At 37.0% G+C, this 12,898-nt stretch carries 6 protein-coding genes; 2 read left to right on the forward strand and 4 right to left on the reverse strand.

Features of this window, described 5'->3' with window-relative positions; translation table 11 throughout:
• Nucleotides 1–326: 326 nt before the first annotated feature.
• Both NOX80_RS13845 and NOX80_RS13850 read right to left on the reverse strand, forming a co-directional pair.
• Nucleotides 327–4,496 (reverse strand): T9SS type A sorting domain-containing protein, encoded by a 4,170-nt coding sequence (locus NOX80_RS13845; protein ID WP_256550389.1) that lies wholly within the window; start codon nucleotides 4,494–4,496, stop codon nucleotides 327–329.
• A gap of 115 nt (nucleotides 4,497–4,611) precedes the next feature.
• Nucleotides 4,612–7,227 (reverse strand): hybrid sensor histidine kinase/response regulator transcription factor, encoded by a 2,616-nt coding sequence (locus tag NOX80_RS13850; RefSeq protein WP_256550390.1) that lies wholly within the window; start codon nucleotides 7,225–7,227, stop codon nucleotides 4,612–4,614.
• A 249-nt stretch (nucleotides 7,228–7,476) separates the two neighbouring features.
• Between NOX80_RS13850 and NOX80_RS13855 the strand changes: the two genes are divergently transcribed.
• Nucleotides 7,477–7,938: a hypothetical protein gene (locus NOX80_RS13855; RefSeq protein WP_256550391.1), complete on the forward strand. Its 462-nt coding sequence runs from the start codon at nucleotides 7,477–7,479 to the stop codon at nucleotides 7,936–7,938.
• Nucleotides 7,939–8,083: 145 nt separating this feature from the next.
• Nucleotides 8,084–9,382, forward strand: coding sequence for an alpha/beta fold hydrolase (locus NOX80_RS13860; protein ID WP_256550392.1), 1,299 nt, complete (start codon nucleotides 8,084–8,086; stop codon nucleotides 9,380–9,382).
• A gap of 21 nt (nucleotides 9,383–9,403) precedes the next feature.
• On the opposite strand, the gene NOX80_RS13865 is transcribed toward NOX80_RS13860, so the two are convergent.
• Together NOX80_RS13865 and NOX80_RS13870 are read right to left on the reverse strand one after the other, a co-directional pair.
• Nucleotides 9,404–10,465, reverse strand: a complete 1,062-nt coding sequence (locus NOX80_RS13865; protein ID WP_256550394.1) for a hypothetical protein — start codon at nucleotides 10,463–10,465, stop codon at nucleotides 9,404–9,406.
• Complete coding sequence (locus NOX80_RS13870; protein WP_256550395.1) at nucleotides 10,465–12,795, reverse strand: AAA family ATPase; 2,331 nt, start codon at nucleotides 12,793–12,795, stop codon at nucleotides 10,465–10,467. The genes NOX80_RS13865 and NOX80_RS13870 overlap by 1 nt, the downstream gene beginning before the upstream one ends.
• Nucleotides 12,796–12,898 lie beyond the last annotated feature (103 nt).

The raw sequence follows: 12,898 nt of genomic DNA on the forward strand, positions 1-12,898 counted from the left end.
TCATTCATTTTTTTTTCACTCGATTGAGATTAATTTTATCGGAAATCTATCAAAAACCCCGGCTATTATTTTGATATTATTTTCTGTTCTTATTCTTCTCTTTATTTTAATAAAATAAAATTACTCCGGTTTTTACATTTCAGATTACGGAAATCCGTAAAATCACAAAGAAAGGTTTTAGCGCTAAAAGCAGTAGCATATCAACGTTTCTTTACATTATTCGATGTGCTGTTTATTAGTAAATTAAAAAAAGTAGTAGATAACACAAAGCCCCTTTTCATAACGATCAGGGGCTTTTTTTAAGTAAATTAGGTGAATATAATGATTTACTTCTTTACAAATTTTGCATGAATCCCGGTAGTCGATTTTACAATATACATACCGGATGCCAACGAACCGATGTTAATGGTATTACTACCCGATTTTAACGATTCATGACGGATTATTTTTCCTGTCATATCCAGAATAATAATTTCATCTGCTTCTTTTATTTCAATAAATAACTGATCTACGGCCGGATTCGGGTAAAGATTCCATTTATTTTGTTCGAATTCTTCGCTACCTAATGTTGTAACCGACACACATTCTGATGTTTTAGTACAACCATTTTGTGTAATCATAACAGCATAAGAACCACTTGCTGTTGGTGTAAAAGAATCATTTACAGCACCGTTAACCGGTTGGTTTCCATTACAATTGATCCATTGGTATGTAGCTCCGGTTGCAGAAGCGGTAATCGTATTCCCCTGAATTGTCACTCCGGTATTAATAGTCGTTACCGTTACCGTCATTGTTGTTGTCACAGCGCATTGTCCTGCATTTGGCGTAAAAGTATATGTTGTTGTGGCAGTATTATTAATTGTCGGACTCCAGATACCGCTAATTCCGTTTGTAGCATTTGAAGGCAATGTAAAAGTACCTCCGGAGCAAATGGCAGGAATCGGTGTAAATGTAGGGACAACAGGTGTTGTAACGTTCATCGCAACCGAATTACTGATCGCTGTTACCGGTGATGCACAAGCCGCATTACTTGTCATTTCACAGGTAACGATACTTCCATTTGCGAGGGTAGTTGTTGTATAAGTAGCCTGATTTGTACCGACTATATTTCCATTCACTTTCCACTGGTATGAAGGTGATGTTCCGCCATTGGTTGGTACAGCTGTAAATACAACACTAGTCCCCGCGCAAATTGAAGTGGTAGTAGTACTGATTGTAACGGAAGGTGTACAAGTAGCCGGTGCCGGTCCGGTAAGACAAATTGAAAATGTACCGGTCGTTAGTGTTTCACCTGCATTAATTACTCTGACATAATATTCCTGTCCGATAATAAGGTTGGTTGCGGAATAACTTTCAGAAGTTCCGAATGAAGCATTTGCGCAAGCCATACTCGTTCCGTTACAACCGCCTTGCAGTAACTGAATCGCAGGATTGGTCCCGGATTGGGCTGAAATCGCAACCGACATCGTGGTGGCAGTAGCTGTAAATTTATACCAAACATCCTGCACTGCATTCGGGTAGCTCGACGCACAAGAGGCTGCTCCGCCATCGTTTAACGCGCCGCTAAACGTTCCTGAAATATTAGTACAGGTTGCATTTGGCGTTAAGGTTGTCGCATTGGCACAAAGATCATTTGCAGGAGTCGGATAATTGGTCAAACAAATCGTAAAGGTTCCTGTAGTTAATTGGTCTGCGCCGTTAATTACACGAACATAATACTCCTGACCCGGAATAAATATATTACCAAAATAGCTTTCCGAGGTACTATACGAAAAATTTCGACAAGCAATGATCGTTCCGTTACAACTACCTTGCAGAATCTGAATCGCCGGATCATTTCCGGATTGCGCAGAAATTGCAATCGCCATTGTAGGATGCGTTGCTGTAAATTTATACCAAACATCTTGTACTGCATTTGGATAGTTAGGTGCACAAGATACAGCTCCGCCATCGTTTAACGATCCGCTAAACGTTCCTGAAATATTGTTACACGTTGCATTTGGTGTTAAGGTTGTCGCATTGGCACAAAGATCATTTGCAGGGGTCGGATAATTGGTCAAACAAATCGTAAAGGTTCCTGTAGTTAATTGGTCTGCGCCGTTAATTACACGAACATAATACTCCTGACCCGGAATAAAGATGTTATTAAAATAACTTTCGGAGGTACTATACGAAGCATTTCGACAAGCAATGATCGTTCCGTTACAACTACCTTGCAGAATCTGAATCGCCGGATCATTTCCGGATTGCGCTGAAATTGCAATCGCCATTGTAGGATGCGTCGCTGTAAATTTATACCAAACATCTTGTACTGCATTCGGATAGTTAGGTGCACAAGATACGGCTCCGCCATCGTTTAATGCACCGCTAAAGGTTCCTGAAATATTGGTACACGTTGCATTTGGTGTTAAGGTTGTCGCATTGGCACAAAGGTCATTTGTCGGAGTCGGATAATTGGTCAAACAAATCGTAAAGGTTCCTGTAGTTAATTGGTCTGCGCCGTTAATTACACGAACATAATACTCCTGACCCGGAATAAAGATGTTATTAAAATAACTTTCGGCTGTTCCGTATGACACATTTCGACAAGCGATAATTGTTCCGTTACAACTACCTTGCAGAATCTGAATCGCCGGATCATTCCCCGATTGCGCTGAAATTGCAATCGCCATTGTAGGATGCGTCGCTGTAAATTTATACCAAACATCTTGCACCGCATTCGGATAGCTCGACGCACAAGAGGCTGCTCCGCCATCGTTTAACGCTCCGCTAAACGTTCCTGAAATATTGGTACACGTTGCATTTGGTGTTAATGTTGTCGCATTCGCACAAAGATCATTTGCAGGAGTCGGATAATTGGTCAAACAAATAGTGAAGGTTCCTGTAGTTAATTGGTCTGCGCCGTTAATTACCCGAACATAATACTCCTGACCCGGAATAAAGATGTTATTAAAATAACTTTCGGCTGTTCCGTATGACACATTTCGACAAGCGATAATTGTTCCGTTACAACTACCTTGCAGAATCTGAATCGCCGGATCATTCCCCGATTGCGCTGAAATTGCAATCGCCATTGTAGGATGCGTCGCTGTAAATTTATACCAAACATCTTGCACCGCATTCGGATAGCTCGACGCACAAGAGGCTGCTCCGCCATCGTTTAACGCTCCGCTAAACGTTCCTGAAATATTGGTACACGTTGCATTTGGTGTTAATGTTGTCGCATTCGCACAAAGATCATTTGCAGGAGTCGGATAATTGGTCAAACAAATAGTGAAGGTTCCTGTAGTTAATTGGTCTGCGCCGTTAATTACACGAACATAATACTCCTGACCCGGAATAAAGATGTTATTAAAATAACTTTCGGCTGTTCCGTATGACACATTTCGACAAGCGATAATTGTTCCGTTACAACTACCTTGCAGAATCTGAATCGCCGGATCATTCCCCGATTGCGCTGAAATTGCAATCGCCATTGTAGGATGCGTCGCTGTAAATTTATACCAAACATCTTGCACCGCATTCGGATAGCTCGACGCACAGGAGGCTGCTCCGCCATCGTTTAACGCACCGCTAAAGGTTCCTGATATATTGGTACACGTTGCATTTGGCGTTAAGGTTGTCGCATTGGCACAAAGGTCATTTACAGGAGTCGGATAATTGGTCAAACAAATAGTAAAGGTTCCTGTAGTTAATTGCTCTACAGCATTAATTACACGGACATAATATTCCTGACCCGGAATAAATATAGTACCAAAATAGTTTTCGGCTGTTCCGTATGACACATTTCGACAAGCAATGATCGTTCCGTTACAACTGCCTTGTAGAATCTGAATCGCCGGATTATTCCCTGATTGCGCAGAAATTGCAATCGCCATTGTAGGATCCGTAGCCGTAAATTTATACCAAACATCTTGTAAAGCTCCGGGAGCAGTATTGGCACAAGACGGAATTCCGCCATCGTTTAACGCGCCGCTAAACGTTCCTGAAATATTGTTACAGGTTGCATTTGGTGTTAATGTTGTTGCATTCGCACAAAGATCATTTGCAGGAGCCGGATATTTCGTTAAGCAAATAGAGAAAGTCCCGTTTGATAGTTGCGCTAACGCATTTACAACCCGTATATAATATTGTTGTCCCGGAACAAAATTGGTATTAACATAACTTTCAAGTGTTCCGCCGGAATAATTGGAACATGTCATTACAGTACCGTTACAACTGCCTTGAAAAACCTGAATGGCCGGGTTGATTCCCGATTGCGCCAAAACGGTAATCCCCATCATTCCATCGGTTGCAGTAAATTTATACCAGACATCCTGCATGGCTGACGTAGCACAGGACGGTGCCGAACCGCTAAGGGTACTACCGCTAAAAGTCCCGCTACTATAATTACATGTAGTTCCGGGAATCAGTTCAATGGCATTAGAACATTCATCATTTGCATAAGATGTTAGTTGCCAAAACGAGATAAAAAATAACAAAAAGTACTTCATCATATAAAACGCATTGATTTTAAATAATTGATCATGCCGGCAAATATAAATTGCCGGCAATTACAGGCCATGTACTTATGTTGCGGTATTGTGTATTATTGTTGCAAACCCTGTAAAATCAAGGTTTAACCGTATACTGACTCGGACTTTTTCCAAAATATTCCGTAAACGATTTGGTAAAATAAGATTGGCTGTTAAAGCCGCATTTGTATGCAATTTCAGTAATGTTTCCTTCGTTTTTCAACAAAAGATCTTTGGCTTTTTCCAATCGGATCATACTGATAAAACCGGTGGTTGAAAATCCGGTTAATGCTGTTAATTTTCGATGGAGCTGACTTCTGCTGACAGCCATATCATCGGATAATTCAGTTACGGAATATTCGCTGTTATCAATATTACGAATGATTTGTTCGATTACTTTATTGACATAAGCATTTTGACTTCTGATTCGTTCTTCAAATGTCTTTTCCGAATTAATCGAAGCTTTATAGTTTTCCTTATTACGTTGTACGGTTGTAAATAAATTTCGAATGGTTAGTTTTAATTCTTCCGGCAAAAAAGGTTTAGCAATATAAGCATCCGCTCCGTGATGCAATCCTTCCAGCTTACTCTCCAATGATCCTTTAGCAGAAAATAAGATAACCGGAAGATGGCTGCTCAACTCATTTGATCGAATATCACGCAATAATTCAATTCCGTCTTTTTCCGGCATCATCACATCCGAAAGCACAATATCCGGTAAATTTTCCCGAATTGCCTCCATTGCTAATTGTCCGTTTTGAACATGAACAACTGTAAAACTATCCTTTAAAACTGAAATCGTAAATGCAGCTGTATCCGCGTCATCTTCCGCCAGTAATAACACCGGTAAAACCGAAAGCGGTGAAGTCGTAATTGTTTCTTCTGATTTTATGATCTCCTTTACCGGGATAGTCGCCACGAATGTCGTACCGGATGCGCTGCTTTGAAAATGGATCATCCCTCCTGCCAATTCAACCAGCTCTTTAACTAGAGACAAACCGATTCCTGTACCTTCGATACCTGAAGCCTGTTTTCCTCTGAAAAAACGACGGAATACCTGTTTCTGTTCCTTTTTTGGAATACCAGGACCATTATCACTTACTTCAATGATAATAGTATTCGCTTCCTCATGTGTATTAACCTGAATCTTTGATTTCGGCGGACAATATTTTACTGCATTCCCAACCAGATTGGCGACTATTTTTTCCACTACATTGGATGGAAATGCGTAGTTTTTCTCCGTATTCCGATTATGCTCCCGAATAATTTCTATGGCTTTAGATTCGGCTTCACCGGTAAAACTGTTGATGATGTTTTCGACAAAATCTGCAATATTACCCGTGATATAATGCAACTGATAACGACCTCTTTTAAGCTTCGACACATCCAGTAATTCATTAACCAGATAAATCAGTTTTTTAGAATTTCGTTCGATCAGGGATAATTCTTCTTGATATGCTGTTCCCGAATGTTGTTTTATGACCTGAACCGGACCATCGATCAACGTAAGTGGTGTTCGGATTTCATGAACGATATTTTCAAATAAGCGTAGCTTTTCCTGTTCGATTTTCTGGTTGGTTTTCTTTCTCAAAAACAGTAAATAAGCCGCAAATCCGGCTACGATAAATAGCGTAATTGCGCCAAATAACACTATAATATTCTGATTTTTGGCTTTTTCGATTTCCTGTTTATTCAACTGGATTTCCTTTTCTTTCTTTTCGCTTTGGTATTTGATTTCCAGTTCTTCAATCTCTTTTTGTTTGGCTACTGAAAACAAGCGTTGTCGCGTTTCATTTTCCAGGTTTTTATAATAATACGCGTTTTTAAAATCGTTTACGCTATCATATAACGCACTGATACGCTGATATAAAGTCGGTTTATATTGATCCTCCGGACGCAATTCGTTTATTGCGATTGCCTTTTTCATATAAGCAATTGCCGTAGCATAATCTTTTTTGCTCTGGTAATATTCTCCAATATTCTGAGTTGCATTCATCATAGTCAGATAATCCTTTTGTTTTGATGATGCCTCCAGACTTTTCCGGTAATAATAGATACAGGAATCCGGTTTTATGGTCTGATAAGCTGCTCCCAATGAATTGTAAACAGTTGCCAGATATTGTTGTTGTTTTTCCTTTAAAAGGGTCTTTTCGGCATCTTTCAGTGTTTTTATCGCTTCATTAAACGATTTGTTGGTTATTTGCAATACGGCAAGATTTGCTGAAATAAAAGCGTAATACTGATAATCATTCGCCTCTTTTTTGGACTGAGCTGCCTTTTTCAGGTAAAATTCGGCTTTTTGCAAGTTGTTCTGATAAAAGTAACAAACCGCAATACCGTTATAAATGGTACCGCATAGCGATTTTTCATCGTGTTTTTCAGCCAACTCCAATCCTTTCAGATAAGCTGAAATAGCTTGTTTCATATGATTTTGCTTCTGATATACTTCTCCGGTTTTTGCGTAAGACCGAATAACAAGCGAGGGATTATTTTCTTTTTCACCGATCGTGCGGGCAATCTGACTATAATACAAACAGGAATCTACATTAATCTCCAGATAATGATGGGCAAGTTGTATGCTCAAATCACCTTTCCGGATACTTTCTGCTTTTTGAAACAGACTTCGTAATGAATCGGCTGTATTCTGACTATAGCCTTCTTTAGAGAAGAGAAATGATAAAGCTAATACGAGAAAAAGTTTTTTTTTTGTCATAATTGTATAACAATAATGGGCGTTATTTTTTCAATTGTACTTTCTTTTATCCCATTAATGAGACAAATACGGACAAATATATACTTTTATAGTAAATCATTCGTTTTGATTATCTTAATTAACGGTGACAAAAAACGGACTGTAATTTCCTTTTACGCTATTATTCCCGATGTATTTGTAAATTGCACGATCCGTTTGTCCGAACGAAATCTCAACCGTTTCCAACAAGGATTTATACCATTTGAGAGCATGAAAAATAACAAAAAACGATTTATCGCTACTTCCACCTTACTAATTCTATTTTTAGGAATGTTATTTTCCGGTTGTAAAAAAAAGGATTTTAACGAATACCGTTCTTTTTATCGCGCCGTACACCAAAATGATACCGCATTATTATCCATCGAAACCCATGAGGATCGGTTTTACGGGCATTATCAGATTTATTACGGAAGTCGGGCGGTTAAAGATTCCGGTAGTATTGAAGGCGTTATTAACGGGGATACATTACGCGCTAAATACCGATATCGTTCTTTCGGAGGCGGCATTAATGTTGTTCCGGTTATTTTTCTAAAACGCAATGACAAACTGATATTAGGCAGTGGTATTGCCGCCAGTTATATGAATTTTGTCTACTACAAACCCGAGTTTCCGATTGATTTTGACAACTCTAAATTTATTTTTGATCCGGTTAAGGAATCTGAAATAAAATAAGTTATCCCAAATCGCATAGCGACAATTTAAAATTTCTCACTTAATTGAAAAAAAGTGGCAAGGTTTTAGTTATTTCGAAAATGTCTTGAAAATAAAGGCTCCGGACACGGTATACCCAATAACTTTAACCCTATTAAAATGTACTATGATCAGATATTATTTTAAATTTCTTACTGCACTACTCTTTATAACTTCCGTTAATACCTATGGTCAGCTTTATGACATTTTTCAAGTCACAAACATTGAAAAATTTCAGGGCAAAAACTTTACACTGGAAGGAAAAATCTATTACAAAGATGCCATCACAAATGATTCCTGGTTAGTTTTGGCCGCACTTTCGGTGGATGATAAAGGAAAAGTAATAAAGGCTCCGATCTATAATGATAATGCAGGTGACTATTATAAAAAAGGAGAATGGAGTTCGTATCAGCTTAAAGGCAAAATCGAAAAAAAAGCAACCTATTTGGCTGTCGGTATTACCATTGCCGGTAACGGAAGCTATTATTTAGATGATTTTAAACTTTTTGTTGGCGACGGAAAAAACCGAATTGAAATTCCTTTAGCGAATGCGGGTTTTGAAAACGATTCACTAACCAATTGGCAAAACCGGAATTTCGACAAAAACACTACGATTTTGCCGTCAAAAGAAATGGCTTTTACGGGCGCTCAATCTTTGTTTATTGACAACTCAAAAGTTGTAGCTGCGCCAACATTGGGAAATAATCCGGAAGTGGGAAAATACATGGATGTGAACGGGATTAAACTCTATTATGAAATTTACGGAGAAGGCGAACCGCTTTTATTGATTCACGGGAATAATTCTTCAATGGGCCGTTTTGACAAACAACTGGAGGCGCTGACCAAGAAGTATAAAGTAATTGCACTGGACAGCCGCGGACAAGGAAAATCTACAGATGATCAAACTAAAATAACGTATGAACTGATGGCCGGGGATATTGCTGTTTTCTTAGAAAAATTGCAACTCAAAAAAGTAAATATATTGGGTTGGAGTGATGGCGGAAATATTGCAGTTATTCTTGGTATGTTACATCCTGATAAAGTAAATAAAATGGCTATTATGGGAACCGTTTTATATAACAATGACAGTTCTGTAACGTCCGAAACGAATAAATTACTTCATCAACAAGTAAAAGAAATGACAAATCGAGGCGTTTCTGAGACCAGTATGGATTATCGCCTAAAAATGCTTTTACTAACAGAACCGAACATCAATCCGGATGCTTTAGAAAAAATACAGGCGCCAACATTAGTCATGGCCGGTGAGCATGATGTGGTTAAGGAAAAACACACCAAACTGATTGCTGCCAAAATACCGAATAGTCAATTGGTTATTTTCAAAGGAGCTGATCACGAAGCACCTGCTAAGATTCCGCAGCTATTTAATGAAACCGTTTTAAAGTTTTTTGACTCGCCTGTTAAATAAAAACAGATAAAAGCCTCGAAATCATATGACTTCGGGGCTTTTTTTATCCTCTTTTATTATTTGCTGAAAATAAGCATCTAATTGTACATTGATATCTTGCAAAAATTTACTCATCGGACGTTTATGAATTCCTTTTTCCTGATCATAGGTTCCCAATATAATACGTTCTTCAATTGTAGTGTTGGTAAATATTCCGGAGAAAGAAGCGGAAAGTTTGTCTTTATAGGTTTCCGAATATTTTATTTTTCGGGTAATCAACTCTTCTACCAAATCGATTTGTGTATTATAAATCCCTTTTATATCATAGCGATCAGCTAATTTGGTCATTCCATCCGGATAAGTATGATTGTCTATAAAATCAATTTCCAATGGTTTTTGATGAAGTAAAAAAGAACTTAACGTGCGTTCGACTATCTTAAATGTAAATTTATTTGTCCATTTATCGGTATCACTCGCTAAAAAATCAATTCCGATTTCTTGATTTCTTTTAATCAAATTGCATCCGGAACAGATCGGCAAAAGGTTATACAGCGAAATACTTAAGCCCGGATATTTTTCTTTCGGAAAATAATGATCAAACTGAAATTTAGCGCTGTATCTTTTCTGGACGCTATTTCCTTTTTTGTTCTTTTTTTCCGGTTGAACGGATAAAGCATATTGGGCATTACAGATATAACAGGTTTTGATTCCGATTTTGGGATATACTTTCCGAATTGCATTTTTCCCTTTGGTTTTGTAATTCAAAATCGCCATTATTTCATTATGAAATGCTTTTTTTCTTTTGTTTTCTCTGCATGTTTTACAATCGCCGCAATCTTTTTTATCCTTTACAAAATCACATCGACCGTTATCAAACTGTACCGTACAATTATCAAATTGTTTTTTAAAGACCGGCAGTTTTTTTTCATCTGCCATTACGATATTTTTTAAAACGGTTTGGGAAGAAAAAATAGCAATAAAGCTGTTGAAATCCGGGTATTTCTTTTCTAATCCTGTAATTCGGCCGAATAATTCAGCATAATCAAAGGCTTTTGCATATTCGTTTTTTATTGCTTTAAATTTAGAAAAATCAATCGGCCCCACTAGTTCTTTAATTTGGCATTAATTACTGCTAATTCTCTTTTCAATTCGATTTGTCGTTTTTTCAATACCAAAAAATCAGCGAATTTAGATTCTAATAATGACAGCACCGAATTCTTTATTACCGGTTCTCCGATAAGGTTAATTTGCGCTAGCAAATGTTCGTATTTACCATTATCTAATTGATTATCTTTCAGTTTATTAATTTTTTCAATTAGTTTAAGGATACAGTTTTTCGCAAATTCACCCATAAATCCGTTTAAAAAAAAATCGTTGGCTAATAAATCATGAATATTGGCTCCAAAAGTTTGTTCAAATTGTTTGGATGACGGTTTCCCCTCTTCTATTCTAAGAATATTTTGATTGGGTATATCTGAAAGAATAAAAGGCGAATGGGTTGCCAATAGTATATTAAAATTTTTCAGGCTTCCGGTAGCGGCATTTTTTTTAATTTCCGAAAGTAAATCCTGTATTAGTTTTTTCTGATATTCCGGATGATAGTACAGTTCTACCTCATCGAGTATAATCGTGACATAATTGTATTTTTTAATCCGTGATTTATTTACGGGATGTATCGTTTTTAGATTATTGATATGGTAAATTATGGTATTGATATTAAAAATATACTGTTGTTCGCCGGAGCTTAAATCGGATAGTTTAACCCGTTGCTTTTCTTTTTCAAATTCGATATCAATTGTAAACAACGCCGGAAAAAGATAGCGAATCAGTTCTTCTGTTCCTTTTGATTGCAGATTAAATCTCTTTTCTACAAAATCGATCCATTCTCTTAATTCCTGTTCCGACAAATGAATTTCTTTTTGCGTATTCCAGCTTTTCAAAAAATTCAGGTGCGTTACCAAAACATCATAATGCAGTAAAAAGTTATAGGTCTGATTGAATTTTCTTGAAATATGAGAATTTGAAACCAGTAAAAATTCTTTTGTTTTATTGAGCTGCCATTCATCTGTATCCGTTATTTCAAACGGGTAATGTTTACCTGAAAAATCATCGGCTTCATAAAAATGTTTCATATAAGTATTCGAAATACTACGCATTTTTTTGATTAGATACCCCATACAAAAACTTAGTATGTGTTCGTCTTTTTTTAACTGAAAGCGGTTTGGAAACGGAGCATTTGCTAAAAAGTTTAAAAAAGCCTCTTTATTTTTATAAGTAACCGTTTCATGAAACGGATAAATAATATCTGATTTTCGTTTTAAGATAAACTTTTTAAAGGTATATTTTCCGAGAATACTGGCTTTCGAATCAGTTTTGTATTGTTCAATTATGGTGTAAACGAGACGATCGGTTGCCAGTTCCTGCTCGGCATTTATATCAATATTCCCTTTTCTGCGATAAGGATTAATTACAATCGGAGTCTGATACCCGTCATTTTTATGCAATAATTTAAAAATCCAATCCCCTAAATGATCCGAATTCATCGAATAATGGGCATAATTTAAAAGAATGGTATAGAACCGATTTCCTTTTGGAATTTGTACGTGGTGATTTATCTTTTCTATCCGATAGATTTCATGATCGATTTGATAAAACAGCTGAAAATTAAGTTCTTCTTTAATCTTTATTTCAAATTTCACTTCTGTTTTATAACGTGTAAGCAAAGACTGTAATTGGTTTATAAAAGATTCATTTAGTTCTTTGTATAAAAAATCAATATTATGTGATTCCGGATTAATTTTGATGTCATAATTTTTTCCGGCTTCCACATAATAACGCCACAAAACCGAATAACATTTTGCTGTACTATCCGATATTTTACAATCCAGTAATGAGTCGGAATTCCATATTTGAAGCTGAGAAATGAGTTTTTCGGCAACAGGAATCAGGTTGTTTTCATTTAAACTTCTAAAGAGTATTGAAAAACGAGTTCCTGCCTTTTGCTTATCCTGTAAAAAAGGTAAAATTTCGTTATAATATTCTTTGACAAAGTGAACCAGATAGCGAAGATCTTTAAACAATTGCTGACTTGTGGAGGTCATCGTTCCTAAATGATAACAGGAAAGATAGTAAAGAATCAAATTATAGAAATCGATTAAGCTGCTTTTACCGCTTCCGTTCGGGCCAACTATTGCGGCAACATTAAAATGAATACCATCGGAAGAATAGATGTCCGGTGTGATCGTATCGGGTTGGATTACACTAACCGTATTGGTTGCTGTATTTCCGTTGATTTCCGATATTTCAACATTGTGTTCGTCTACAAACAGAAAGTCCTGATAAAACTTATAAATGATCTGATCCTGAAGGTTTTTTTTAAATTTTTTGTTTGTTCCTGTTAACGGACGTATGGCCAGTAGTCGAAATCCATTCATCTGAGTTTATTTTATTCTGAAAACACATTATAAACGGTGCGCCTTAATTCCGGGAGAAGGTTACTTTTCAGAAAAATAAAAGGACAACCTTTCGATTGTCCTT

The sequence above is a fragment of the Flavobacterium cerinum genome (assembly GCF_024496085.1).
GTDB classification, from domain to species: Bacteria; Bacteroidota; Bacteroidia; order Flavobacteriales; family Flavobacteriaceae; genus Flavobacterium; species Flavobacterium cerinum_A.